Genomic DNA, 25,241 nt, shown 5'->3' with positions numbered 1-25,241 from the left:
AATTGCATCAGTAAAAACGCGTAGTTAGCGCTCACACCTCGTTCATTTGATGATTCCGGCCTATGATTCGCCTCAAATCTTACGTAACGAATCGCAATGCGCCGTTTTCTTCCTCATCTGGGCCTGTCTTATGGGCAAAAGCTGTTTTTGCTGGCGACCGTCCCGCTTTTGCTTGCGGTCGCCGCGATTTCTGTGCTCGTGGCCAACCAGTCTCGGCAGCTCGCCGACCGCGAGATCCGCGCGCTCGAGACGCAGCTGATCGAAGCCAAGAAGGCCGAGCTGAAGAACTATATCTCGATTGCCCGCACGGCTTTTGTGAACATTTACGGTCGCGCCGCGCCCGATGACGCCGACGCCCAGCTCGAAGTCACACAAATTCTGAGCGCGATGCTTTACGGGCAGGACGGCTATTTCTTTGTGTTCGATTATGACGGCAACAATCTGGTGAGCCCGCGTCAGACCTATCTGATTGGCAAAAACTGGCGTGGCCTGTCCGATCTCAATGGTGTGGAAATCACCGACCCGATAATTGACGTCGCCCGCAACGGCGGCGGGTATCACAGCTTTGACTGGACCAAACCCAGCACCGGTGAAACCGCGCGTATGGTCACCTATGTGGTGGGGCTACAGGACTGGAAGTGGGCCGTCGGAACAGGTATTTTTATCGATGACGTGCTTGAAACCGTTGCGGCCGCGCGCGCCGAGGTTGAGGCACGCGTCCAGCGGACCTCGTTCTATATCCTTGTGATCACTGTAGCAGCACTGACGCTGGTCTTCCTCTCGGGCTTTGTCATCACCGTACGTGAACGCCGTCTTGCGGATGCCAAGCTCAAGGCGCTGACCCAACGGGTGTTTGACGCCCAAGAAGAAGAACGCGGTCGTGTGGCGCGTGAATTGCACGATGGGATCTCCCAACTTCTTGTTGGGGTGCGCTATGCCCTCGACAGCGCAAGCCGCCGCCTAAAGACCGGCGACGCGCGCGGCATGGAAAGCCTCGACAAAGGCATCGACCACCTGTCCGGCGCCATTCAGGAAGTCCGCCGCATCTCACGCGATCTGCGTCCCGGCGTGTTGGACGATCTGGGCCTTGGCCCTGCCCTCAAGGCGCTGACCGATGATTTTGGCACGCGCACCGGCATCAAAACCAGCTTCAACACCGTGGTCTTCCGCAACCGTCTGGATCAGGAAAGCAAGATCGCGCTCTACCGTATCGCCCAAGAGGCGTTGACCAATATCGAACGCCACGCCAACGCAACCCAAGTCACCATTGATGTGCGCGGTCACAAAAAAGGCGCGACCATGCGCATTGCTGACGACGGCCAGGGACTGCCGCAAGACACCCCCATTCAACGGCGCAGTGCCGGTGGTCTGGGCCTGCGCAACATGCAGGAACGGGTGGAACAATTGGACGGAACTCTGCGCATATTCTCCTCTCGCAGCGGCACCGTGATCGTGGCAGAAGTCCCGCTTAGCCACATTCTCAAGCCCGAGTCTGACGGCACCGAAAAAACAAGAAAGGCCCGCGCATGACCGATGCCCCCCAAGCCTCCCCCATTCGCGTCGCCATAGTGGACGACCATCCGATGGTGGCCGAAGGCATTCAGTCGATTTTGGAAAGCTTTGACGACATCACCGTTGTGGCCACGCTCACCAATGGCCGCGAAGCCGTTGACCTGCTGCCCAATCTGCGCCCCGACGTGGTGCTGATGGATTTGAATATGCCAGAGATCGGCGGGCTGACCGCCACCGAGATGTTGCTTGAGCTTGACCCCGACCTGCGCGTCCTGATCCTGTCGATGCACGACAGCCCTGAATATATTTCCACCGCCCTTAGCCACGGCGCGATGGGCTATATCCTTAAGGATGTGCCTACCGAAGAGATTAAAACCGCCATAGATGCTGTGATGATGGGCAACCGGTATCTGTGCACCGGCGCCAAAGGCTCTCTGGAACCCGAAGACGGCCCCGACCGTGAGCCGCTCACCAGCCGCGAGCAAACGGTTCTGTTGCAGCTCGCGCAGGGCAAATCCAACAAGGAGGTGGCGCTGGAACTCAATATTTCCGTGCGCACCGTGGAAACCCACCGCAAGAACATCAAACGCAAGCTGGGCATCAGCTCGACCGCCGGCCTGACCCGCTACGCGATGGAACACGGCGTTCTTCAGGGCACGGGCGTGGGTCTCTGACGCCGGGAATGCTCCCGCGCAATTGAGACGCAGCTGCGCTGCGCCGGTCAATAGCTTGGGCCGCGCCGCGCGTTGCGCGGCATCAGTGTTTAGAGAACAAAAAGCTGCTCAGGCTGAGGCTTCGCCAAAAAACACCAAAGTGCAGTCTTCATCTGCCACATGAAATTCCCGCTGCCCATATTCTTGATTGAACGGCGTCCGCACCCGGTCAGCATCAAGCCCTTCCAGACGCGGCTTCATCTCAGCATAAACAGCGTCAATGTCGTCAACATCGATATAGAAACTGCCCTGCCGCTCCGGGTGGGACAGATCGACATCTGAAAACACCTCCACAAGCCGCACGGCAACATCATCGCGCCGCAAAAACGCGTAATTCTCCGCCTGAAACCCAACCTGAAACCCAAGCACATCTCGATAAAATGCCACCTGCCGCGCCAAATTGCTGCACGGCACGAATGGCGTGATCTGTGTTAGCCGCATTTTCCCTCCAATTTTTCATCTAATTTCACAATCACCCCCACTTCACGCAATTATCGGAAAGATTTCACGTCAAAAACTATGATTTCGCATCCGTTTCGCTGTTGACGCCGCGATGCAGCGCCCATAAGGTCCGGTTCGAACCCATTAAAGGACCTCGACAATGCAAACGCTAGTCGTACATGTAGGAAAATGGCGCATGGGCCGGTAACGGACACCATAACGGTACCCCATGCGCCCCCGCCAAAAAGCGGGGGTTTTTTTGTGGACTTGATAGAGACGACGACGTCGATAAACGGAGAAAACGGATGACACGTCAAATGACCGGCGCAAAAATGGTGGTTCAAGCCCTGAAGGATCAGGGTGTGGACACAGTCTTTGGCTACCCCGGAGGCGCTGTCCTACCGATTTATGACGAGATTTTTCAGCAAAACGATATCCGTCACATACTGGTACGCCACGAACAGGGCGCCGTGCATGCCGCCGAAGGCTATGCCCGCTCAACCGGCAAAGTTGGCGTCGCGCTTGTGACCTCAGGCCCAGGTGCCACCAACGCCGTGACTGGTCTGACGGATGCACTGCTCGATTCCATTCCGATCTTGGTTCTGACCGGTCAGGTGCCGACATTTATGATCGGCTCGGACGCCTTTCAGGAAGCCGACACCGTGGGCATCACCCGGCCCTGCACCAAACACAACTGGCTCGCCAAAGACACCGACACGCTGGCAGAAACCCTGCACCAAGCGTTCCATGTTGCGCAATCTGGCCGCCCCGGCCCCGTGCTGGTCGACATCCCCAAGGATGTTCAGTTCGCCAACGGCACCTATACGGAGCCCAAGAAGGCCGACACCACGATCTATCAGCCGCAGACCAAAGGCGACATCGAAGCCATCAATGAGTTGGTCGAGGCCATTGCCATAGCCGAACGCCCCGTGTTTTACACCGGCGGCGGCGTGATCAACTCCGGCCCGCAGGCGTCCAAACTGTTGCGTGAATTGGTCGAAGCCACAGGTTTTCCGATCACCTCAACCCTGATGGGTCTTGGCGCCTATCCGGCGTCCGGTGAAAACTGGCTGGGCATGCTCGGCATGCACGGTCTTTATGAGGCCAACATGGCGATGCACGATTGCGATCTGATGATCAACATCGGCGCGCGGTTTGATGACCGGATCACCGGCTTGATCTCGGCCTTCTCACCGAACTCAATTAAAGCGCACATCGACATTGACCCCTCTTCGATCAACAAAGTGATCAAGGCCGATATTCCAATTGTTGGTGATGTTGAAAGCGTTCTGACCGACCTGCTCAAAGTGTTCAAAGCTCAAGGCAAACGCACCAACAAAGGCGCTGTCGCCAAATGGCAGGGACAGATCGCAGAATGGCGCAAAATCAACTGCTTGGCCTTCACACAAGAAGGCAAAACCATCAAGCCGCAGCACGCGCTTGCACGGCTTGAAGCCCTGACCAAAGAGCATGACCGCTACATCACAACCGAGGTCGGCCAGCACCAGATGTGGGCTGCGCAATACCTTGGCTTTGAGGATCCCAACCGCTGGATGACCTCCGGTGGTCTCGGCACTATGGGTTACGGCTTTCCGGCGTCCATCGGCGTGCAGATGGCCCACCCCGAAAGCCTTGTGATCAACGTCGCGGGCGAAGCCAGCTGGTTGATGAATATGCAGGAAATGGGCACCGCGGTACAATTCCGCTTGCCGGTAAAACAGTTCATCCTCAACAACGAACGCCTCGGCATGGTGCGCCAGTGGCAGGAGCTACTGCACGGCGAACGCTACAGCCATTCGTGGTCCGAGGCCCTGCCCGACTTTGTGAAACTCGCCGAGGCCTTTGGCGCCAAGGGAATTTTGTGCTCCGACCCCGACGATCTGGACGACGCGATCATGGAGATGATCACCTACGACGGTCCGGTGATCTTCGACTGTCTGGTCGAAAAACACGAGAACTGCTTCCCGATGATCCCATCAGGCAAGCCGCACAACGAAATGCTTTTGGGCGAAGCGAACACGCAAGGCGTGATCCAGTCCGGCGGCGCGGTGATGGTGTAAGGAGAACGATTATGTCTGCTCTAAAAATCAAAAAGGGCTCCACGAGCCACTCCGCGTATAACCTGCGCCCGACCTTCTCGGACGAGCCTGAAACCCACACGCTGGCCGTGTTGGTGGACAACGAACCGGGCGTCCTGGCGCGCGTGATCGGCCTTTTTGCGGGCCGTGGCTACAACATCGACAGCCTGACCGTGGCCGAGGTTGATCACACCGGCCACACCTCGCGCATCACCGTCGTGACCACCGGCACGCCGCAGGTCATTGAACAGATCAAGGCGCAACTGGGCCGCATCGTTCCCGTGCACGAAGTGCATGACCTCACCGTCGAGGGTGCGTCCGTGGAACGCGAGCTGGCGCTTTTCAAAGTATCCGGCACAGGGGACAAACGCGTCGAAGCCCTGCGTCTGGCCGACATCTTCCGCGCCAACGCGGTGGACAGCACGCTTGAAAGCTTTGTGTTTGAACTGACCGGCACGCCCAGCAAAATCGACGCTTTTGCTGACCTCATGCGCCCGCTCGGCCTTGTCGAAGTCGCCCGCACCGGGGTGGCAGCTCTTTCGCGTGGCGCTCAATAGCCCCTACAGCGGACTGAATTGAAAAAGGGGCCGTTTTCGCGGCCCCTTTTTTGTCCCGAAAACGTTGAACCGTTTAGTCCGCGGCGGCCGCTGCCATTGCCGCGGGCCACAGCCGCACAACATTGCTGTCGCGCGCCTTGCTGCGCCGCGCCAACGCAGACAGAGCGCGGTTTGGCCGGTGGGTGTCTTTTCGTGGCGAAACGTCCGCTTCCCGCAAGGCTTGCGGCAGGCCGGCAAAACTGCCGTGCCCCACTGGTGTGGGATTGCTGGCAAAGCGTCGGTTTTGTCCTTCACTGACGTCAAACCGCACCAGATCACCGGCGCCGATTTGCGCGATATCGCAATCGCGAAGCTCCTCATAGCCGTCAAAATAGGCCAAATCTCCGTGATCCTCGCACCAGATCACCGCCCTGTTGCTTTTTGTATCATGCCATAAAACGACGCCAAGCATTTGATCCGTCTCTCCTTTTCCCCCGAGTTAGAAGTCTCCCAAAAGTCTGTGACGCGGAACATGGTTAATTCGCTGTTGAGCCCCACGAAATTGTGTCGAAATTTCTTGGCATAGGCGCGGGTTTGCGTCAGTATGACGCCACTTAGCGTCAGACCTTGCATGCTTTCGGGACAGTTAAAACTTAGGCAGGAAATGGTCGTAATAAATACACGGGAGAGATGAGTGTTGGCGGAACCTCTTTGGACTCATGGTAACGGCAAATCACCGTCGGAATTGCGCCAGATGTTTGGCCAGAATCTGCGCACCCTTGCCGCAGATTACCCATCTGTGTCCAAGCTGTGCCGCGACCTCGGCATCAACCGCACGCAATTTAACCGCTACCTGTCAGGGGAAAGCTTTCCGCGCCCCGATGTGCTTTATCGAATTTGTGAATTCTTCGGCACCGACGCGCGGATTTTGCTCGAACCTCTGGCCAAGATCGAACCCGACCACGGCATTCTCAACCATCCCTATCTTGCGGACTACGTCGGTTCGGGAATGACCGACATTCCCCAGGATGTGTTCCCCGACGGGTTTTACCAATTCTCCCGACGCAGCTTCATCGAAAACGACTTGATCATCACCGGACTGATCTATGTCTTTCGCAAAGACGATCACTGCTTCATCCGCGCCTACGAGGCCAAAGGCGCGATGAAAGAACAAGGCTTACCCACAGACGCCGAGACCCGCGAATTTCGCGGCGTGGTCCTGCCCCAAGAGGATGGCGTTGCCGCCGTGCTCAGCCACCGGCGCACCATGGCGACCTCTTTCAACTACTTGTCCCGCGTTGCGAGCTTTCAGAACCATTACTGGATCGGCTACGCCACGCGCACCGTTCGCGAAACTGTCACCGGACGCCGCGCCGCACGGCTGGTCTACGAACATCTCGGCAAGGACATGGGCGCGGCACTCAAGGCTGCGCGCACCGTCGGTTTCCGCACCCCGGATGAAATCCCGCCTTATCACCGGAAATTGCTGCAACTGGGCCGGCCTTTCGCCTGACCGGGTCTACTCAGTGCCGATCCGCGCCACCACTTGTCGCACATAGACAAGTGAACTCTGTGCTCTCGCGCCTAGGCTGAGTGTAGCCAACGCGGAGAATCGCCATGACCCAGACCCCCACAGACCTCACAGCGGTCCGTCGCCCTTTGGACAGCGCCCAAGGCCTGCCAAACCCGCACTACACCGACCCGACTGTCTTTGCCGAAGAAACGCAAGCTGTGCTGCTCTCGACATGGGCGGGCCTTGCCGTGGCCGCCGATGTGCCAGAACCCGGCGATGCCAAACCGATCACGTTTCTCGGCATGCCGCTTTTGCTGCTGCGTGACCGCGCGGGCGTTGTGCGCGTGTTTAACAACACCTGCCGCCATCGCGGCATGATCCTTGTCGAGGAACCCCGCAAGATCGAGGGCGCGATCCGCTGCCCCTATCACAGCTGGTGCTACGCGACCGACGGCCGTTTGGTGACGACACCGCATGTCGGTGGGCCAGGCCAAAACACCCACGCCGCCATGAATCGCGCGGAATTGGGCCTGATCGAAGTCCGCAGCCACATCTGGCGCGACGTCGTCTTTGTGAACATCTCCGGCGACGCACCCGCCTTTGAAGAGGTGCACGCCGGCTTGCTCGCCCGCTGGGCTGAATTTGACCAACCCCACCACCACGGCGGCGCGGACAGCGCCTTCACCCTGCCCGTGCGCACCAATTGGAAACTCGCCGTGGAAAACTACTGCGAGAGCTATCACCTGCCGTGGGTGCACCCCGGTCTGAACAGCTATTCACGTCTGGAAGACCACTATAACATCGCCGAAGCAGGCCTGTTTTCTGGCCAAGGCACCAGCGTCTATCGTCAATTGACCGCCGAAACAGGCGAAACCTTCCCAGATTTCACCGGCCTCTCCGATTTCTGGAACGAAGGCGCCGAATACATCGCGGTCTATCCCAACGTGCTGATGGGAGCGCAACGGGACCACGCCTTTGCCATCGTGCTCGAACCTATCGACACGCAAAACACCATCGAACACATTCACCTGTTTTATGCCACCGAAGACACTGACGATGCTCTGCGCGCCAAAAACACGGCCCAGTGGAAAGAGGTCTTTGAGGAAGACGTCTTTGTCGTCGAAGGCATGCAACGCGGGCGCCACGCTCCCGGATTTGACGGCGGGCGTTTTTCTCCCGCGATGGACGGACCAACCCACTGCTTCCACGACTGGGTTGCTCAACGCATGCAACTGCACCGCGCCGCCCAAGTTGACGCCGCTGAATGAGCGATCCGCTTGATCACCGCCTGCTCGCCGCCCATGCGGCGGGCGATGTGCCAACATTGGTCGCCCTCTATTGCAAAGCCGCCGAAACCGCCACCACAGAAGAGGCACGCGGTTTTTTTCTGACGCATGCTTATGTGTTTGCCTTGGAAATTGGCGACGCGCGTGCACCCGATCTGCGCCAACAGCTGTCTGATATGGGCCGCGACTAGGCCGCGCCCGCCGCTTTGACCTGTGCATATAGGTGCCAACTGGCATGTCCCAGCACCGGCAAGACAATGAATATGCCAAAGAATCCCGGTATCATTGCCACAAACGTCAATCCGGCCAACAGCGCCGCCCAGACAATCATCACCACCAAGTTGTCCTGCACAAACTTGAAACTGGTGATCATCGCCGTCACAAAATCGATCTCCCGATCGAGCAAAAGCGGCAGCGACATCACGGTGATCATATAAAGCAGCATGGCAAACGCCGCGCCGACGACCGTGCCGACCGCCAGCATTTGAAGACCGTTGGAGGTCAGGTAAATGTCATAGCTGGACGAGACATTGGTCATCGTCGACAGCCCTAGAAACAGCGCAAAAATCATGTGGGCAAGAAAGAACCAGAACAGGAACACGATTATGATCACCGCACAGATCGACGGCAATTGCCTCTTGCTCTGACGCCAGACGACCCCGGTAATATCGCCCCATGTCATTGGCGTGCCATTCTCAAGACGGTGGCTCACCTCATAAAGCCCCACGGCGGCAAACGGCCCAATCAAGGGAAAGCCAATCGCGGCAAATGTCAGCCAGTAACTCTGTCCACTGGCAAGGGTCAGCCACAGCATCGCCCAGCCCCCGATCACATAAAACATAGAAAAAGCAAAGCCATAGAGCGGCTTCTTAATGAAATCCCGCAGTCCACGACGCAGCGCGGTGCCCAGCATCGAGAATTCGGCCGCACCGAGGTCCGGCACCCCCAATTCAGGTGTTTGTGGCCCTGCGTCCACTGGCCCTGCCGCATCTTGCGCCATTGCTGCTCTCCCTTTGATCTCCTCGGGCTTGATCAAAGCCGCTTTGGCGCAACCGATCAAGCCCGCGGGTAAAAAGCAGCCTTAAATCAACAGGAAACCGGCGCCAAAACGGGTATCAGGGCCTCGTCAGGCGCATGACCCACTCAAACCACGGGCCGTTGCGCCAACCAATGGGTCGCTTTGTGGTAGCCCTGAGCGATCTCCAGAACCATCCGGTCCGCCCCCTTCGCACCGATAATCTGCATGCCCATGGGCAATCCATCCGCGTTGAACCCGACCGGCACACTGACAGCCGGCAGCCCCAAAAGGCTTGCGGGCACCATCACCTGCATCCATCGATGATATGTGTCCATGGCCACGCCTGCGATGTCTTTGGGCCAATCCCACTCCGCCGGAAATGGCCAGCACTGCGCCACCGGCAAGACCACCGCATCAACATGTTCAAACATCTCTGCCGCCGCCGCGAACCACTGCGAGCGCACCTTGGTGGCGCGCTGCAAATCCATCGCGCCCATTTCCATGCCACGTTGCACTTCCCATTGGGCTTCCGGCTTCAGGCGCTCTTTCTTGGTGGCGTCCTCAAACAGCGGTGCCAACTCTCCCGCAAGCGCAAACGACCGCAAGTCCGCCCAGCTTTGAAACATAGCTTCAGCATCAAACGGAGGGTTCAGATCACACAAGTCGGCGCCCTGCTCTCCAAGCACCTCAAATCCGCTCCGGCAGGCATCCAGCACGCCTGCCTCCATCGGCATCTCTCCGTCCCAATCGCCCAACCAGCCAATCCGGCGCCCGGCCACAGCACCGCCCTCAGGCAAGTCCCAATCCTGCGCAGGCATATTGAACGGCACCCGTGCCTCAGGCTGCGCCAGCACCGACATCATCAGCGCCATATCGCGCGGACTGCGCGCCATTGGACCAATCGTGCTCAACTGCTGCCAAAAGCTCTCACTGCCCGCCTCGCGCGGCACCAAGCCCCAACTTGGCCGAAAGCCATACACGTTGTTCCACGCTGCTGGATTGCGCAGGCTGCCCATCATGTCCGACCCATCCGCCAGCGCCACCATACGCGTTGCCAAGGCCACCGCCGCGCCGCCAGAACTGCCGCCAGCAGTAAAATCATGCCCATAAGGGTTGCGGGTTACGCCGTGCACAGGGTTGTAGCTGTGACTGCCCAACCCGAATTCCGGCACATTGGTTTTGCCAATAAAAATAGCGCCTTCGGCCCGCATCAGCGCGACAAACCGGCTGTCTTCTTCGGAAATGCGATCGGCATAAAGCGGGGATCCTTCGGTGTTTCGAACACCCTTCACATGCGCCAGCGCCTTGATCGCCATTGGCACACCATGCAGCTTGCCACGCTTCTCCGCTGGCACCGCATCCGCTGCGCGCGCTTCCGCCAAAAGCTCTTCATCAGCCCGCAAATCGACAATTGCATTCACCGCCGGATTGCGCGCACCCACCCGCGCCAGCGTCGCCGTCATGACCTGCTCCGCCGTCAGGCTGCCCCCACGCAGTGCTCCAATCAGATCCACCGCATCCCAGTCAAGAAAATCGCTCATGTCCGCCTCCCCAAAGTTACGGGAACGCTACATCACAAGGCTGCAAAGGCAAGGGACAACACAGGGACGCGCCCACCTCTGGGGCGAGCGGTCTTATCCAATCCAACTAAGCGTTTATTCGTCGTTTTGCGCGTCAGCGCGGCTCTTGCCAGCCACATTCATCGCCAATGTCGCAGCCATGAACTCATCCAGATCACCATCCAGCACGCCTTTGGTGTCGGCGGTCTCATAGTTCGTACGCAGGTCTTTGACCATCTGATAAGGCTGCATCACATAAGAGCGGATCTGAGCGCCCCAGCCCGCGTCGCCTTTGGCTTCATGCAATGCGTTCACTTCGGCGCTGCGCAGGTCCAGTTCCATCTGATAGAGACGCGATTTCAGGGCCTTCATCGCGATGTCACGGTTCTGGTGCTGCGATTTTTCAGAACTCGTCACCACAATCCCTGTGGGGTGGTGCGTGATCCGCACGGCCGAATCCGTGGTGTTCACGTGCTGACCACCCGCACCTGACGAGCGATAGGTATCAATGCGAATATCCGCGGGGTTCACTTCGATTTCGATGTTGTCGTCAATCACCGGGTAAGCGCCCACAGCTGCAAAAGACGTCTCACGGGTGCCTTTGCCAAACGGCGAAATCCGCACCAACCGGTGCGTGCCACTTTCCGATTTCAACCAGCCATAAGCGTTGTGGCCCTTAATCTGATAGGTCGCGGATTTGATGCCTGCCTCGGTTCCGGCCTGCTCTTCCTGCAACTCCACCGAAAAGCCACGGCTTTCTGCCCAACGGACATACATCCGTGCCAGCATGCTGGCCCAGTCACACGCCTCGGTGCCACCCGCGCCGGATTTGATCTCAAGGAACGCGTCGTTGCTGTCGGTCTCGCCATTCAAAAGCGCTTCCAGCTCCTTTTTGGCGGCCTTGTCGCGAAGTGCGGCCAACGCGGCTTCAGCCTCGGCAATCACCTCGTCGTCCTCTTCCATCTCGCCCAATTCAATAAGCTCGACGTTGTCGTTCATGTCGGTTTCGATGGCTTTGACGGTGTCCATCGCATCCACAAGCATCTGGCGCTCGCGCATCAGCTTTTGCGCCGCCGCAGGATCATTCCACAGGTCAGGATCTTCGACACGTGCGTTGAACTCTTCCAACCGATACGCTGCCGTTTCCACGTTCATCCGCTGGCGCAACAGCTCAAGAGATTTTTCGATGTCTGTCACAAGGTTCTGTGCTTCAGCGCGCATGCTCGGTCCTGCTCCTGTCGGGTTTAGACTTGGGTGATAGCGCAGACCCCATGGCGCGGCAAGGTCTCTGCAATCCGATCCGTGTCAACTCCAGACAAGGCCGATCAGGACTTTCACCATTGCCCTCGGATGTGACGGCCGTAAGGGGCGTAAATCAACGCGTTGCCCGCTTGCAAGTGTTTCAGGCACTTCAATATCGGTCAACGTGGCAGCTACGACCGCCGTGGGATCCGCAGACACGGCGAACACCCCATGTGCAACCGCAGCCACCGAAGGCCAAAGCCCACCATCAGGACATTTTGGGTCTCAATACAAGCCGCCCGAGCTCACCGTGCCAAAGTCTGCCTTTGGTCCCACAATCACCTCGCGGCCTGTGGATGTGGTCACTTCGCGACCCTGATTGACCTCGTCAAACAGCGGCAGGTTTGATCCCATGCCAAAACCACCGTCATATGTAATGCCAAACACCGGCTCTTCGCCATCGCGGAAGTATTCCGCCACCACATGTGCGCCGCTGGCGTCATTGTCCAATCGCGCGCCGGTGTAGCGGTCGATCTTGATGAAGTGCCCACCGGGTGGAACACGGAATTTACCACCGCCGTACTTCTTGATCGCCTCTTCCATGAACTCCTGAAACACCGGTCCACAGGTGGTGCCGCCATAGGTGCCACGGCCCAGAGGACGCGGGCGGTCGTGGCCAATATAGCAGCCTGCCGCGATGTTGGAGGTAAAGCCCACAAACCAAACATCTTTGGCCTCGTTGGTGGTGCCGGTCTTGCCCGCCACCGGAACCGGCAGCTTGATCTGGCTGCTCGCGGTGCCGCGCGTCACAACGCCCTGCATCATCGAGGTCAGCTGATAGGCTGTCACAGGATCCATCACCTGCTCGCGATTGGTCACAATGCGCGGGCTGCGGGTTTCCGGAATGCTTGGGTCGGCGCAATCGGAACATTCGCGCTGGTCATGGCGGTAAATCGTTTTGCCATAGCGGTCCTGAACCCGGTCCACCAAAGTTGGCTCCACCCGCTCGCCGCCATTGGCAAACATCGCATAAGCCGCAACCATCTGATAAAGCGTGGTTTCATCCGCGCCGAGAGAGTTCGCAAGGAACTGCCCCATGTTATCATACACACCAAACCGTTCGGCATAGCGCGCCACAACGCTCATACCGACTTCCTGCGCCAAACGAATGGTCATCAGGTTCCGGCTCATCTCGATGCCGGTCCGCATCGGGGTCGGGCCATAAAACTTGTTGGTCGAGTTCTTCGGACGCCAAACGCCCTGCGGCGTATCAATCTCAATCGGCGCATCGATCACGATGGTCGCGGGGCTATAGCCACTGTCCAGCGCCGAAGCGTAAACAAACGGCTTGAACGACGAGCCCGGCTGACGCTTCGCCTGCGTGGCGCGGTTAAACACCGTGTCCTGATAACTGAACCCGCCTTGCATGGCGATCACACGGCCGTTGTTGACGTCCATCGCCATAAAGCCGCCCTGCACTTCTGGCACCTGCCGCAAAGACCAACGCACAAACTCGCCGCTGTCGTCTTTGGTAATCGCACGCACCAGAACCACATCGCCTTTGTCCACCAGATCGCCAGCAACTTTGGCCTTCCGCCCCAGCGCGCCGTCTTCCAGCTGCTTGCGGGCCCATTGCGCGTCTTTGGCAGGGATCCAATGCCCGTCCTCGTCCTCGTCAATGCCTTCGATACCAACACGCGCGTCGTTATTACCAACCGCCAAAACCACGGCCGGATGCCACTTACCCTCAAGCTCCACGTCGCGTGGAACCTCAATTTCGCTCAGCGCCTCACGCCATGCAGTCTCGCTCTCAAGCGCTTCCGCAGGCAGGCTGAACTGCGTGCCACGCCACACACCGCGGGACCGGTCGTACTTTTCAAGCGCGCGGCGCAAAGCCTTGGCGGCCACTTGCTGCATCTCGGGGTCTGCGGTCGCCCGCACGGTCATCCCACCGGAGAAAAACTCATCCTCGCCGAAATCGCGGCTCAACTGACGGCGAATTTCATCGGTGAAATAGTCACGCGGCGGCAAGGCCACGCGGTAGCTTTCAAAGTCGCCATTCTGCACGGACCGCAACGGTTTCTGCCGTTCAGCTTCCGCAACTTCGGCGGTGATATAACCGTTCTGCGCCATCTCGCGCAGCACATAGTCACGCCGTTGGGTGACGCGCTCTTTGGCGCGCACCGGGTGATATTTGCCCGGCGCTTGCGGCATAGCTGCCAGCATCGCCGCCTCGTGCGGTGCCAACTCATCCAGGTTTTTATTGAAATAGGTCTGCGCAGCGGCGGCCACGCCATAAGAGTTCTGCCCGAGGAAAATCTCGTTCATATAAAGCTCAAGAATTTGGTCTTTGCTCAGGGTCTCCTCGACCCTTGTCGCAAGGATGATCTCCTTGATCTTGCGCTCGATTTTCCGGTCGCCGGACAGCAGGAAGTTCTTCATCACCTGCTGCGTGATCGTAGACGCCCCGCGACACCCGCTCCCCCGAGAGGCAAAACACTCAATCGATGCCGCCGCGATACCGCGCGCGTCATACCCAGAATGCACATAGAAATTTTTGTCCTCAGCCGAAATAAACGCCTGTTTCACCAGATCGGGTATTTCATCCGCAGGCACAAACAGCCGGCGTTCTTTGGCAAATTCGTCAATGATTTCACCTTCACCCGAATAAATCCGGCTGATTGTCGGCGGTTTATACTGCGCCAGACTCTCGTGGCTGGGCAGTTCCTGACCATAGACATAGAAAATCCCGCCAACCGACAAACCGGCAACGATAAGACCCATGGTGACAAAAGTGAAAACCGTCCCAAAGAACGAAGTGATAAATCTCAGCACGCGCGAACCCCGATTGAGCGACTTAAGCCCCTCTATATACCGCAGCTTGCCAAGGATCAAAACACGATACCGCGCGTCAGATCGAGATTGCGGTCAAGCCCCTAGCGCACCTTGAAAACCCCGATCAACTTCACTTGCCGCCCGTCTTCCAATTCGAAAACCTCGCGTTGCGCCTGTGATAAACCCGGGCGGGTCATTTGCTGTCGGATTTCTTCAGGGGCCGGGTCTTTCGGGGCGCGGATCTCGGCACAGGACTTCTCGTCCTGCCAAGCTGCAAAGCTTATCGGACCCGCGGTAAAAGACGCGATCACGCCACCCGGACCTCCCGCTGCGTCCTTCGGCAACAGCGTCTTGATGGTCTCCGCCATCAACTCAGCACTCTGTTTGAACGACATGTTCTCCAACTTTTCCATCTCTGGCGTCGGAACGTCGGGATCCTTCACTGTGTCCCCTCTTTTCTTTTTGTAATTCAGACACCTATGCGCCTCAAACGCCCAATCGTGGACGATATAAGCAGGCCCAAATGCCCACGCATTGAACCCCGGGACACCCTGCACCATGCGTGGAACCGATCCTCCGTCTGTGAAAAACGCCGGCGGCTCTATCACCAGCCGCTTGCCATTGGGGTCATACTGATCGTTGCTGGTGTACCGCAGCGGGCTGGTCGCGTGCGGCAAGTACAAAAACTTACCATCTCCCACCGCAGAGCTGGTGTTGCCACCAACCCAGTAAAGCTGCACCAATCCGCTAAACTCGCCCTTCGTCACCGCGTCGTAATTGACCGGCGCACAGGCTCCGAGCGCCAAAATTGCACAAGCAAGAATTCGCCACATGCGTCTTCTCCCGAAGTTGCCTTCGGGTATTAGGCGGCGAAATTGGCTTTCAATCAACCCTCGAGTGCGTCGCGCCCGTCTAGGTACTCCGAAAGCTGCGCTTTCAAATGTGGAACCGCATTGCTCTGGCGCAGGAACCTCTCGGCATCAAACATCCGCCACGCCTGCCCCGCACCGCCAAGCCGCAAACGCCCTTCATCAAGATCAGGCAACTCCGCCACAAAAAGCCACGTCACCGGCATGCCCTGCCGCTCCGGCCCAAAACGTCGCTTCCAACTCAGCTGCTCAGGCGCAAGCTTCAGCGACAGTTCTTCATCGAGCTTTCGCAACACGCACTGCTCTGGCGACTCGCCTTCTTCGCGCGCGCCGCCGGGGAAATCCCACATGTTTGGAAAGGCAATATCGGGGGCGTCATCCCGCAGGATCGTGACCACGCGGCTGCCATGCAGAATCGCCACTTTGGCCCCGTCAAAATCGCTAAACTCGCGCATCACTACCTTACCTCAAAGCCCCTGTCGGGGCATTACTGTCGGACCAGCGCCCGCGCCGCCTTGTCTTCGATCACCCACGCTTGCAGCCCGTCTCGGATACCCGCCGACATCGACGCCCGCCAACCTGCATCCTGCAGATTGTTCAGATCGCGCTCCGAGGACATGAACCCCAACTCAATCAGGATCGACGGCACATCTGCTGCTTTCAAAACCGAAAACCCTCCCTCACGTCGGGGTTTCTTGTTCACCGAGCCCGTCGAGTCCCGCAAGGATTTGACCATAATATCCGCCAACGCCTGTGTGCGCGGGTCTGTCTCCAACCGCGCCAGATCCAACAGCACATCCGTGACCTCGTCGTCCGCGCCCGACAGATCCACTCCCGACAAAATATCAGCCCGATTGTGACGCTGTGCCAACAAGGCCGACGCCGCGTCCGAGGCCTCCGCGCTCAACGTGTACACCGCCGCGCCATGCGCATGGCCTTGGCTCAGGCTATCTGCGTGCAACGAAATGAACACGTCCGCGCCTTTCTGATGGGCGATCGCAACACGACGCTCCAGCGACACAAAAGTGTCCTCCTCACGGGTCAAAAACACGTCAAACCCACCTGCCCGCCGCAGCGTGTCGCGCAATTCCCGCGCAAAACTCAGCATCAGATCTTTCTCTTGCGTCCCGTCGCGTTCGGCGCCCGGATCAATGCCACCATGGCCTGGATCAATCACCACAACGGTTGGCGCCCAATCTGGCTTGGCCTCGCCTGTTTGCCCGACCTCTTCAGGTTGCGGCAAGTCCCAACGCGGATCATGTGGCGCGCCAGCATTGGCGGCAAAACCTTCAGCCGTCGTCGGGGCCAACGAAATACGCAGTGTCGCGGCGCCCGTGCCTTCAGGGACCTCCATCTCGGCGCTGTCCAGCGCCAATGGCACATCCAGATCCAACACCATGCGGCTCCAACCGGGTCTATAGCCGCCAAACCGGATCGCACTCACGCCGTCAACGCTGCCGAAATCCTCAGGCCGCGCCGCGCCCCAATCCACTTCGCGAAAATCAACCACCAACCGCCGAGGCGTATCCAGATGAAACACCCGCCACGGCACGCCTTGGCTCAGCGACACCTCAAGCATCACCGCCCCGCGCCATCCGGATTGCAGGCTGCTCTTTTCAGCGTCCAACCGCGCAAGCGCTGAAAACTCCTGCGCCCACCCCGCGCCAGCCATAAAAAGCGCTGCAACAATTGCCAAAACTCTGCTCATGACACCTCTCAACGGGTTTTGGGTGGAACTTACACGAGCCAAGCCCGCCACACCACAGGTCAAAATTTTCCTGCAAACAAGTCATTACAAAGCAAGGCAATATCCCGCCGATCTTAACCATCACATAAAGAATCAACGTTAGGCCAAAGGGCGGACAGAAAAAGAGGCGCTACGTGACATTGATTGCACACAGGTTTTGGCTTTTCAGCATGGCAGTGCTGTGCACGTTGGTGATCTCTGCACCCTCGGCGCAGGCTGACTATGCCAGCTTTGATGGCAGACAGGTGTATGAGGGTGAGGTAGACCGCTATTTTCTGGAAGGCGACTGGCTTTTTAAATGGGGCGCATACCTGACCCCCCAAGAAGCCGTAATGGCCTTCGAGGCGGAGGATGCGGACTCACTTAAAGTGCCCGCAAACTGGTATGGCAAAGTGCCGTCACTGCCGGACAACGCGCATGACGACGGCATCGCGACTTACGTAGCGGCCCTGTCCTTGCCCGATGTCGCGCGAACGGATCTGATTTTACACGTTGGCATGATCCATGACGCCTATCGTTTGTACTGGGTGCCTCGTGACAACCCTTCGCAGGCCTTGGAAGTCGCGGTCAAAGGCAATCTCACGGGCCCCGATCTTGCCGCGCATCGCAACCTTACCCATCCGTTGCCTTTTGTCGGCGACGGCCTTTTGATGATCCATGTGCGCAAGACAATGTTTGATTGGGGCGGCGTGGCCGAGGCCCCTTACATCTCAACGGCCGAAAACGAGCGGTTTTCGCAATACCTGCGCAGCCTGATCGGCGGCATAACCATCGGTGCGCTCCTGCTTATCTTGTTGCGCAATGCTGTGTTCTTCACCAGCGGTCTCCGAGACAGGGCTGCCGGTGTTTTAGCAGTCCTGTCCTTGATTATCATCTTGCGAGCCATTGCCGTCGAAAACATCATCGAAATGATTTTTGGCTCCGAATGGCATCCCTACCGAATGCGTCTTGAGGTCGGGCTTGTGCCACTTCTCGCCTCTTGGACCTATTTGCTGATTGAGGCGCTTTTCCCGCTTCGATTGCCGCAACTTGTGCGGCTTCCGCTTCATATTTCAGCCTACACTCTTGCCCTGCTGGCCTTCGTGTTGCCACTCGGCTTGGTATCGACTGTGCTTGTCTACGCGCAAATCTTTTGTCTGATCACCTTCGTCCCTGGTACGTTTCACATCGTCCATGCAATCCGAACCCGTCAACCTGGGGCCAAGACCCTCGGCATTTCGACCGGGCTTTGCCTGACCGCTGGCCTTCACGACATCATCTCAGCAAATCTGGACAACTATAACCTGTTCCTGATCCCCGTTAGTATTGTTGCCCTGATGATGATCCTCAGCCACATTGTTGGCAACCGCGCCTCTGTGGCCATCGCACGCACCGAATTGCTGGAGCAGGAGAAAGAGCAACTCGCGCGCGCGCATGATGACGCACTCCACATGGCACGTCACGATCACCTCACGGGGCTTTTGAACCGCCAATCATTCGACCACCTCTGGGCCCAAAGCTGGCTTGATAGCATCGACAACAAAACACCTCTGTCGCTGATCCTGTTTGACATCGACCACTTCAAATCGGTCAATGACACCTACGGCCACCCGACCGGTGACACCATTCTTCGGGACCTTTCGGCCCGTCTCTCAGCCTTGAACCTGCGCAAATCCGACCGGCTGTGCCGCTACGGTGGTGAAGAATTTGTTCTGATCCTGCCCAATACCACACAACGCGATGCCGAGGGTCTGGCCACCCGCCTTCTCAAAACCGTGGCTGACACCGCATTTCAAACCGACCATGGCCCACTTGCCATCACCTGCAGCTTCGGCGTTGCAGGCACCGACGCCACCGGCAGCCCCGCCGCCAGCCATTTGTTAGAGACCACCGACGCGGCACTCTATCTTGCGAAATCGGACGGGCGAAACTGCGTACGCACCCCCGCCGGCACCAATGTGACCGTGGCCGCCTAAGCGCCCCGGTTGACCATAAAGGTCTTCAACCGCTCAAGGCCTTCGGCAATATCTTCGGTGCTGCGCGCATAGGAAAACCGCAAGGTCGTGGCGCCGCGTTCCGGATCAAAATCCAACCCCGGCGTCACCGCAACGCCTGCGTCGTCAAGGATTTCACGGGCAAAGGCGCGGCTGTCTGTGGTGTAGTCCGAAACGTCGACATAGACATAAAACGCCCCATCCGGCGGAGCAAATTTGCCAAACCCGGCCTTGGGCAATCCTTCAATCATCAGGGCACGGTTGGCGCGATAAACCGCCATGTTCGCCTCCAACTCATCGTGGCATTGCATCGCCGCCAAAGCCGCGACTTGGCTCGCGTGGCTGGCACAGATGAACATGTTTTGCGCCAACCGCTCGATTTTGCGCACGTGATCCTCGGGCACCACCATCCAGCCGACACGCCATCCCGTCATGCTGAAATACTTGGAGAAACTGTTGATGACATAGCAGTCATCCGTCAGCTCAAGCGCGCTGACAGCCTTGGCCTCATACTCGATACCGTGATAAATCTCGTCACTGATAAAGGCTGCACCTTTTTCGCGGCAAAGGTCGATCAACGCCGCCATGGCGTCGCGATCCAACATCGTGCCCGTCGGATTTGCAGGCGACGCCACCATCAACCCGTCAAACGCCATGTTCCGCAAGTCGTCAGGCACCGGCTGCAGCCGGTTCTCCGGCGCCGAGGGCACATCCAACGGCTCAAGGCTCAACGCTTTCAATATCTGGCGATAGCTCGGATAACCCGGTGCCCCGATGGCCACCTTGTCTCCCGCATCAAACAGCGCGGTAAACGCCAACAGGAAGGCGCCGCTGCTGCCCGGCGTCACAATCACCCGACCGGGATCAAGATCAACGCCATACCAGTCCATATAAAGCTGCGCGATTCGCGCCCGAAGCTCCGGTATGCCAAGCGCCACCGTGTAACCAAGCGCATCTTTGGACATCGCTTCTGTCAAAGCCATTTGCGCGCCTTTGGGCGCCGCGGTGCCCGGTTGGCCCACTTCCATGTGGATAATATGACGCCCTCCGGCCTCGGCCTGACGCGCCGCTTCCATCACATCCATCACAATGAAGGGATCAACCGCCCCACGCCTTGAGTTCCGCATCGTTTTGTTCCCTATTGGCCTCCATGAGGTTTCACCGCGAAAATCGCGCGCCGTCAATGCGCGCGCCGATGTTCTTTGTCGGCCCGCTGCTCGCGGCGTTGCTTCTGGTGTGGACCACAGCCCCTGCCCGCGCCGCCACGTTGATCCGCGACAGCGACATTGAAAACGCGCTGGCCCGTATGGCCGCACCCATCCTGAAAGCGTCGGGTCTGGGCGGCTCCATCAAAATCCTGCTTATCGACGACAACAGCCTGAACGCCTTCGTGGTGGACAACGGCCATATCTATATCCACACCGGCTTGTTGATGAAGATGAACACGCCGGAAAAACTGCAGGCTGTGATCGCCCACGAAGCCGCTCATATCGCCAATGGCCACATCTCGCGGCGTATGGCCAATCTCGACAATGCCCGCACCGTCGCGGGGCTTGGCCTTGCACTTGCGCTTGCCGCTGCCGCCGCCACAGGACGCAGCGATGTGGCAGCAGCTTTGGCGCTTGGCACGCAAAGCTCGGCCCAGCGTCAGTTCCTTGGCCACACCCGCGCCGAAGAGGCCTCCGCAGACCAATCCGGTGTGCGCTATATGGCGGCCGCCGGCATCGACCCCAAAGGTATGATCAAAGTCCAGCAGCTTTTCGAAGGCCAGGAGCTGCTCAATGTGACCCGCCAAGATCCCTACATGCGCTCCCACCCGCTGACTCGTGACCGTATACGTGCGATGGAACGCTATGTTGCCGCCTATTCCGGCAAGGCCCGTCCACAGCCGGAGCTGGAATACTGGTACGACCGCGCCCGCTCCAAAGTGACCGCTTTCAAACGGCCCGCAAAATGGACGCTACAGCGTTATGATGAAAGCCCGGCCAAAGACGTGCAGCACATGCGCCTCGCCGTGGCTTATCACCGCCAGCAAGAACGCGACAAAGCGCTGAGCCACATCAACACCGCCATCGACCTGCGCCCCGATGACGCCCAGTATTATGACCTCAAAGGTCAGATCCTTCTGCAAAGCCGACAGTTCCAATCCGCCGTCGCGGCCTACCGCACCGCGGCAAATCTTGCGCCGCGGGATTCGCTGATCCTTGGCAACTTGGGCCGCGCCCTGTTGACCGTGGAGCGCCCGAAAAAAGCGCTGACCTATCTCGAGGACTCACGCAATCGCGACTTCCGCAATATGCGCGTGCTGCGTGATCTCGGCTCTGCCTACGCCCAAGTGGGCAACAACGGTATGGCCTCACTTTCGACGGCCGAGCGTTATGCGCTTGCAGGTCGGCTCGAAGACGCCGAAATTCACGCCCAACGCGCTTTGGGGCTTTTGCCGCGTGGCTCAAGCGCCTATCGCCGCGCAGATGACATTCTGGCCGCTGCAAAGCGAGCCAACCGCAAAAAACGATAACGGAGTTCTCTTTATGAAACGCATTCTCGCCTCTTCCGCGCTGGCTCTCAGCCTCGCTGCGGCCCCGCTGGCCGCCTTTGACATTGACAGCATGTCCGACGATGAACGCGCTGCCTTCCGCGCTGAAATCCGCGCCTACCTACTGGACAACCCCCAGGTCATCATGGAAGCCGTCGCCGTCCTCGAAGAGCGTCAGGCCAACGCACAGGCCGCAGGCGACAGCGCGATGATTACAGCACATGCCGAGGCCATCTTTGACGACGGCTTCTCCTGGGTTGGCGGCAATCCCGATGGCGACATCACTTTGGTGGAATTTGTCGACTACCGCTGCGGCTATTGCCGCAAAGCGCATGACGAGGTCGCCGAATTGGTCGCATCAGACGGCAACATCAAACTGATCGTCAAAGAGTTCCCGATCCTTGGTGAAGCCTCTACCGCGTCCTCTCGCTTTGCCGTAGCGATCAAACAGCTGCACGGCAACGACGCCTATAAGGCCGCGCATGACGAATTAATTACCATGCGCAAAGATCCCTCAGACAAGGTCCTTTCCAAATTGGCAAAGAGCCTCGGCTTTGATGGCGACGCCGTGGTTGCACACATGCAAAGCGAAGAGGTCACCGCAGAATTGCGTGGCACCCAGGAATTGGCCCGCGCCCTGCAAATCAGCGGCACACCAACGTTTGTCATGCAAGACGAATTGCTGCGAGGCTACCTGCCGCTCAACGCGATGCGCGACTTGGTCGCCGACAAACGCGGCTAATGGCACACGGCGGGTTTTGACGCAAAACCCGCCGCTGCCTGACCCTTTTCGACAGGTTTTCCTGACAGGCAACGCGCGCACTATTTACGCAGCGAATGTCACCAAATCACACAGCCGCAATACCGACGTATTGCCGACGCGATACCGAATTGGCATTTTTCACAAAAAATCAGAGTGTTAACGCAGATTTCTTAAAGCGGTTATTCCGCGGCTTCTTCTGCCGCCATAGCCGCTTCTATCTCCGCAGCCTTGGTCTCAACCTGCTCGACGATGTGCTCGACCATTGCCTCATTGCTCAGCTTGTGACTCTGCTTCCCCGCAAGATAGACCATGCCTGATCCGGCGCCGCCGCCGGTGAATCCGACGTCCGTCATCAAGGCTTCCCCCGGTCCGTTGACCACGCACCCGATGATCGAAAGGCTCATCGGCGTATGGATATGCGCCAGCCTTTCTTCCAATGTTTCCACGGTCTTAATCACATCAAAGCCCTGACGTGCACAGCTTGGACAGCTGATGATATTCACCCCGCGATGGCGCAGCCCAAGGCTTTTGAGGATTTCAAATCCAACCTTCACCTCTTCCACCGGATCGGCACTCAGGCTCACCCGAAGCGTGTCACCGATGCCCATCCAAAGCAGCTGTCCAAGCCCAATCGCCGACTTGATTGTGCCGCTGACAAAACCACCAGCCTCGGTGATCCCAAGGTGAATTGGCGCGTCTGTCGCGTCCGCAAGCATCTGATAGGCGGCGGCAGACATGAACACATCACTGGCTTTCACCGAGATCTTGAATTCGTGAAAATCGTTATCTTGCAGTATCTTAATGTGCTCAAGCCCACTCTCGACCATCGCATCGGGACAGGGCTCACCGTATTTTTCCAGCAGGTGTTTCTCAAGGCTGCCCGCATTGACACCAATGCGAATAGAACAGCCGTTATCCCGCGCCGCCGCAATCACTTCCTTGACCCGCTTCTCATCCCCGATATTACCCGGGTTGATCCGCAGACAGGCCGCTCCGGCCTCAGCCGCTTCAATCGCGCGCTTATAGTGGAAATGGATGTCGGCGACGATCGGCACCGGGCTCTCTTTTGTGATTTCTTTCAAGGCGTTGGACGCCGCGACATCCGGAACCGAAATGCGCACGATATCCGCGCCCGCCTCTGCCGCAGCCATGACTTGCCCAAGCGTCGCCTTCACGTCGCTGCTGTCGGTGTTGGTCATGGTTTGCACGGCAATGGGCGCATCGCCACCGACGGGTACCTTGCCCACCATAATCTGGCGCGATTTGCGTCGTTCGATATTTCGCCAAGGTCGAATGTGATTCATGGACATGCAAAAGCCCCTCACCGCTAGGTTTGGGGCTTGTCTACTGCCTTACGCTTTAAGGGGCAATCCCGCGCGACTTTACTCCTCGCCGAGGTCCGCCGATTGCGTCGCCGTAAGCGCCGCAATCCGTGCAAGGGCCGGATCACGGGTCATGTCCGCCAGTTCAAAGTTTTTTTCGATTTCTTCAATACTTAGCGCCAGATCCCGCACAGTTCCGGTGCCTTCTCCAGCGGGGCCGAAAATCTCACCGTTTAGCTTGAAATAGACCGATCCGGACATTCCGGCCCGCAGGGTCGGGGCTTCTTCGGTGGCCGGTAGGACATATTCCTCACCCGCATCCAGAATCTTCTCAAACAGGACAGTGCCCTGCGCCGACCGAACCCGGACCCAAGCCGGACGCACAGCCATGATCACCATTTCCGGCGCGCCGTCTTCAATCACCTTGGGTACTGGCAGGCTCTCAATCACCGGCGAAACCGATGCCAAAACCGAAGGTTCCGGTGTGAACAAGCCCAACACGTCCGGGCTGAGCTGCGAAATTGGCGCATCCCGCGCCACCAAGACAGGTACGTCCAGCGCTTGCGGGCGGTACAAACGGTCCAAAGCTTCGCTTGGCGGGGTCAACATACCTGCCGTCTGGGTCAAATCTTGTGCATTTCCAGGGTCGGTGGTCGCTGAACTGACCGGATCGAGATCGGTCAAAACTACCGGGGCTTGCTCTACAGGTGCCAGCGTAACTCTTTGAATTTCATTGAGAACGCTCCACCCGCCGTAGCCAATGGCGCCAATCAGCGCGACCAGGATCAACGACGACCCAATCGCGCGCGGCTCAACCCGAGACAGAATGGAATCTTGCGCAGGCGCAAAGGGCATGTTCGGCGTGGCAAACGGATCGTTGTTTGGACCGCGAGACACCACGGCCTCTTTTTTGCGGATCGTCGACGCCGCAGCAGACATGCCATGCGCAGTGCTAAATCCGCTTTCCTCGCAGAATTTAGCAAACGCCTCTTCCGGATCCATATTTAGATAGCGCGCATATGACCGCACATAACCCGCGATAAATCCGGGGGTTTCAAAAGCCGAGGGGTCACAATTTTCAATGGCGGCGATATAGGCGGCACGGATTCGAAGCTCTCGCTGCACATCCAAGAGCGACTTGCCCATGGTGGCACGCTCACCTCGCATATTATCCCCAAGACGCACGTGGAAGTCGTCATAGCCCTTGGGCCGTTCTTCTACGTCTTCGGATTTGCGCTTAGCTCTGCGCCCGATCATGCCATACGCCCCATCGTAATGCCGATCCGTGATTTGTCGAT

22 protein-coding genes are annotated in these 25,241 nt (G+C 58.3%); 10 read left to right on the top strand and 12 right to left on the bottom strand.

Annotated elements, in window-relative coordinates; genetic code table 11:
* Positions 1-96: 96 nt before the first annotated feature.
* Together PG871_RS19975 and PG871_RS19970 are read left to right on the top strand one after the other, a co-directional pair.
* The gene (locus PG871_RS19975; RefSeq protein WP_270732982.1) at positions 97-1,530 is read left to right on the top strand and encodes a cache domain-containing protein; all 1,434 of its coding nucleotides are present in this window, start codon (positions 97-99) and stop codon (positions 1,528-1,530) included.
* Positions 1,527-2,186, top strand: coding sequence for a response regulator transcription factor (locus PG871_RS19970; protein ID WP_270732980.1), 660 nt, complete (start codon positions 1,527-1,529; stop codon positions 2,184-2,186). The genes PG871_RS19975 and PG871_RS19970 overlap by 4 nt, the downstream gene beginning before the upstream one ends.
* A 108-nt stretch (positions 2,187-2,294) precedes the next feature.
* Here the strand turns inward: PG871_RS19970 and PG871_RS19965 are convergent, their stop codons facing one another.
* Entirely contained in the window at positions 2,295-2,666 is a 372-nt protein-coding gene (locus tag PG871_RS19965) for a bleomycin resistance protein (protein ID WP_270732979.1), read from the bottom strand.
* Between the two features lie 305 nt (positions 2,667-2,971).
* On the opposite strand from PG871_RS19965, the gene PG871_RS19960 reads away from it, so the two are divergent.
* A complete protein-coding gene (locus PG871_RS19960) occupies positions 2,972-4,726 on the top strand; it encodes an acetolactate synthase 3 large subunit (protein ID WP_270732977.1) in 1,755 nt (584 codons plus the stop codon).
* Positions 4,727-4,737: 11 nt separating this feature from the next.
* Complete coding sequence (ilvN, locus tag PG871_RS19955) at positions 4,738-5,301, top strand: acetolactate synthase small subunit (protein WP_270732975.1); 564 nt, start codon at positions 4,738-4,740, stop codon at positions 5,299-5,301.
* 73 nt (positions 5,302-5,374) lie between these two features.
* Here the strand turns inward: ilvN and PG871_RS19950 are convergent, their stop codons facing one another.
* Positions 5,375-5,752 carry a hypothetical protein gene (locus PG871_RS19950; RefSeq protein ID WP_270732971.1) on the bottom strand — a complete coding sequence of 126 codons (378 nt, stop codon included), beginning with the start codon at positions 5,750-5,752 and terminating at the stop codon, positions 5,375-5,377.
* A gap of 282 nt (positions 5,753-6,034) precedes the next feature.
* On the opposite strand from PG871_RS19950, the gene PG871_RS19945 reads away from it, so the two are divergent.
* From PG871_RS19945 to PG871_RS19935, 3 genes are all read left to right on the top strand, one after another.
* The gene (locus PG871_RS19945; protein WP_270732970.1) at positions 6,035-6,793 is read left to right on the top strand and encodes a helix-turn-helix domain-containing protein; all 759 of its coding nucleotides are present in this window, start codon (positions 6,035-6,037) and stop codon (positions 6,791-6,793) included.
* Positions 6,794-6,897: 104 nt separating this feature from the next.
* A complete protein-coding gene (locus tag PG871_RS19940) occupies positions 6,898-8,061 on the top strand; it encodes an aromatic ring-hydroxylating oxygenase subunit alpha (RefSeq protein ID WP_270732969.1) in 1,164 nt (387 codons plus the stop codon).
* Positions 8,058-8,270, top strand: a complete 213-nt coding sequence (locus PG871_RS19935) for a hypothetical protein (protein ID WP_270732967.1) — start codon at positions 8,058-8,060, stop codon at positions 8,268-8,270. Before PG871_RS19940 ends, PG871_RS19935 begins: the two co-directional genes overlap by 4 nt.
* Here the strand turns inward: PG871_RS19935 and PG871_RS19930 are convergent.
* The 7 genes from PG871_RS19930 to PG871_RS19900 form a co-directional block, all read right to left on the bottom strand.
* Complete coding sequence (locus PG871_RS19930; RefSeq protein WP_443020518.1) at positions 8,267-9,079, bottom strand: DUF2189 domain-containing protein; 813 nt, start codon at positions 9,077-9,079, stop codon at positions 8,267-8,269. The two genes, PG871_RS19935 and PG871_RS19930, sit on opposite strands and share 4 nt — an antisense overlap.
* A 143-nt stretch (positions 9,080-9,222) precedes the next feature.
* Entirely contained in the window at positions 9,223-10,638 is a 1,416-nt protein-coding gene (locus PG871_RS19925) for an amidase (RefSeq protein WP_270732965.1), read from the bottom strand.
* A 114-nt stretch (positions 10,639-10,752) separates the two neighbouring features.
* Positions 10,753-11,877 (bottom strand): peptide chain release factor 2, encoded by a 1,125-nt coding sequence (prfB, locus tag PG871_RS19920; RefSeq protein WP_270732962.1) that lies wholly within the window; start codon positions 11,875-11,877, stop codon positions 10,753-10,755.
* A gap of 306 nt (positions 11,878-12,183) precedes the next feature.
* Positions 12,184-14,733 (bottom strand): penicillin-binding protein 1A, encoded by a 2,550-nt coding sequence (locus tag PG871_RS19915; protein WP_270732961.1) that lies wholly within the window; start codon positions 14,731-14,733, stop codon positions 12,184-12,186.
* Between the two features lie 101 nt (positions 14,734-14,834).
* Positions 14,835-15,566, bottom strand: a complete 732-nt coding sequence (locus PG871_RS19910; RefSeq protein WP_270732957.1) for a hypothetical protein — start codon at positions 15,564-15,566, stop codon at positions 14,835-14,837.
* A gap of 53 nt (positions 15,567-15,619) precedes the next feature.
* Entirely contained in the window at positions 15,620-16,057 is a 438-nt protein-coding gene (locus PG871_RS19905) for an NUDIX hydrolase (protein ID WP_270732955.1), read from the bottom strand.
* 32 nt (positions 16,058-16,089) lie between these two features.
* Positions 16,090-17,310, bottom strand: coding sequence for an N-acetylmuramoyl-L-alanine amidase (locus PG871_RS19900; RefSeq protein ID WP_270732953.1), 1,221 nt, complete (start codon positions 17,308-17,310; stop codon positions 16,090-16,092).
* 173 nt (positions 17,311-17,483) lie between these two features.
* On the opposite strand from PG871_RS19900, the gene PG871_RS19895 reads away from it, so the two are divergent.
* Positions 17,484-19,304 carry a sensor domain-containing diguanylate cyclase gene (locus PG871_RS19895; protein ID WP_270732952.1) on the top strand — a complete coding sequence of 607 codons (1,821 nt, stop codon included), beginning with the start codon at positions 17,484-17,486 and terminating at the stop codon, positions 19,302-19,304.
* On the opposite strand, the gene PG871_RS19890 is transcribed toward PG871_RS19895, so the two are convergent.
* Entirely contained in the window at positions 19,301-20,449 is a 1,149-nt protein-coding gene (locus PG871_RS19890; protein ID WP_270732949.1) for a pyridoxal phosphate-dependent aminotransferase, read from the bottom strand. The two genes, PG871_RS19895 and PG871_RS19890, sit on opposite strands and share 4 nt — an antisense overlap.
* Positions 20,450-20,472: 23 nt before the next feature.
* Here PG871_RS19890 and PG871_RS19885 point away from each other — a divergent pair, with 23 nt between their 5' ends.
* Both PG871_RS19885 and PG871_RS19880 read left to right on the top strand, forming a co-directional pair.
* Positions 20,473-21,840 (top strand): M48 family metalloprotease, encoded by a 1,368-nt coding sequence (locus tag PG871_RS19885; RefSeq protein ID WP_270732948.1) that lies wholly within the window; start codon positions 20,473-20,475, stop codon positions 21,838-21,840.
* Positions 21,841-21,853: 13 nt separating this feature from the next.
* Positions 21,854-22,600 carry a DsbA family protein gene (locus PG871_RS19880; protein WP_270732946.1) on the top strand — a complete coding sequence of 249 codons (747 nt, stop codon included), beginning with the start codon at positions 21,854-21,856 and terminating at the stop codon, positions 22,598-22,600.
* Positions 22,601-22,800: 200 nt separating this feature from the next.
* Here PG871_RS19880 and ispG read toward each other — a convergent pair whose 3' ends face one another.
* Both ispG and PG871_RS19870 read right to left on the bottom strand, forming a co-directional pair.
* Positions 22,801-23,931 (bottom strand): flavodoxin-dependent (E)-4-hydroxy-3-methylbut-2-enyl-diphosphate synthase, encoded by a 1,131-nt coding sequence (gene ispG / locus PG871_RS19875; protein WP_270732944.1) that lies wholly within the window; start codon positions 23,929-23,931, stop codon positions 22,801-22,803.
* Positions 23,932-24,003: 72 nt separating this feature from the next.
* On the bottom strand, positions 24,004-25,200 hold the full coding sequence (locus PG871_RS19870; protein WP_270732941.1) for a helix-turn-helix domain-containing protein: 1,197 nt from the start codon (positions 25,198-25,200) through the stop codon (positions 24,004-24,006).
* Positions 25,201-25,241 lie beyond the last annotated feature (41 nt).

Source organism: Shimia sp. Alg240-R146, assembly GCF_947331465.1.
GTDB lineage: Bacteria > Pseudomonadota > Alphaproteobacteria > Rhodobacterales > Rhodobacteraceae > Shimia.
The sequence above is the reverse complement of the archived record's forward strand: the minus strand, read 5'-3'. Positions and strand labels throughout refer to the sequence as shown.

What these genes read in the sequence shown, in the direction of transcription:
- PG871_RS19950 (WP_270732971.1), bottom strand. Translation starts at nt 5,752, where the DNA reads ATGCTTGGCGTCGTTTTATGGCATGATACAAAAAGCAACAGGGCGGTG.
- PG871_RS19890 (WP_270732949.1), bottom strand. Translation starts at nt 20,449, where the DNA reads ATGCGGAACTCAAGGCGTGGGGCGGTTGATCCCTTCATTGTGATGGAT.
- PG871_RS19945 (WP_270732970.1), top strand. Translation starts at nt 6,035, where the DNA reads ATGTTTGGCCAGAATCTGCGCACCCTTGCCGCAGATTACCCATCTGTG.
- PG871_RS19930 (WP_443020518.1), bottom strand. Translation starts at nt 9,079, where the DNA reads ATGGCGCAAGATGCGGCAGGGCCAGTGGACGCAGGGCCACAAACACCT.
- PG871_RS19970 (WP_270732980.1), top strand. Translation starts at nt 1,527, where the DNA reads ATGACCGATGCCCCCCAAGCCTCCCCCATTCGCGTCGCCATAGTGGAC.
- PG871_RS19940 (WP_270732969.1), top strand. Translation starts at nt 6,898, where the DNA reads ATGACCCAGACCCCCACAGACCTCACAGCGGTCCGTCGCCCTTTGGAC.
- PG871_RS19965 (WP_270732979.1), bottom strand. Translation starts at nt 2,666, where the DNA reads ATGCGGCTAACACAGATCACGCCATTCGTGCCGTGCAGCAATTTGGCG.
- PG871_RS19885 (WP_270732948.1), top strand. Translation starts at nt 20,473, where the DNA reads ATGAGGTTTCACCGCGAAAATCGCGCGCCGTCAATGCGCGCGCCGATG.
- PG871_RS19900 (WP_270732953.1), bottom strand. Translation starts at nt 17,310, where the DNA reads ATGAGCAGAGTTTTGGCAATTGTTGCAGCGCTTTTTATGGCTGGCGCG.
- PG871_RS19925 (WP_270732965.1), bottom strand. Translation starts at nt 10,638, where the DNA reads ATGAGCGATTTTCTTGACTGGGATGCGGTGGATCTGATTGGAGCACTG.
- PG871_RS19935 (WP_270732967.1), top strand. Translation starts at nt 8,058, where the DNA reads ATGAGCGATCCGCTTGATCACCGCCTGCTCGCCGCCCATGCGGCGGGC.
- PG871_RS19870 (WP_270732941.1), bottom strand. Translation starts at nt 25,200, where the DNA reads ATGATCGGGCGCAGAGCTAAGCGCAAATCCGAAGACGTAGAAGAACGG.
- prfB (WP_270732962.1), bottom strand. Translation starts at nt 11,877, where the DNA reads ATGCGCGCTGAAGCACAGAACCTTGTGACAGACATCGAAAAATCTCTT.
- ispG (WP_270732944.1), bottom strand. Translation starts at nt 23,931, where the DNA reads ATGTCCATGAATCACATTCGACCTTGGCGAAATATCGAACGACGCAAA.
- PG871_RS19975 (WP_270732982.1), top strand. Translation starts at nt 97, where the DNA reads ATGCGCCGTTTTCTTCCTCATCTGGGCCTGTCTTATGGGCAAAAGCTG.
- ilvN (WP_270732975.1), top strand. Translation starts at nt 4,738, where the DNA reads ATGTCTGCTCTAAAAATCAAAAAGGGCTCCACGAGCCACTCCGCGTAT.
- PG871_RS19960 (WP_270732977.1), top strand. Translation starts at nt 2,972, where the DNA reads ATGACACGTCAAATGACCGGCGCAAAAATGGTGGTTCAAGCCCTGAAG.
- PG871_RS19880 (WP_270732946.1), top strand. Translation starts at nt 21,854, where the DNA reads ATGAAACGCATTCTCGCCTCTTCCGCGCTGGCTCTCAGCCTCGCTGCG.
- PG871_RS19905 (WP_270732955.1), bottom strand. Translation starts at nt 16,057, where the DNA reads ATGCGCGAGTTTAGCGATTTTGACGGGGCCAAAGTGGCGATTCTGCAT.
- PG871_RS19910 (WP_270732957.1), bottom strand. Translation starts at nt 15,566, where the DNA reads ATGTGGCGAATTCTTGCTTGTGCAATTTTGGCGCTCGGAGCCTGTGCG.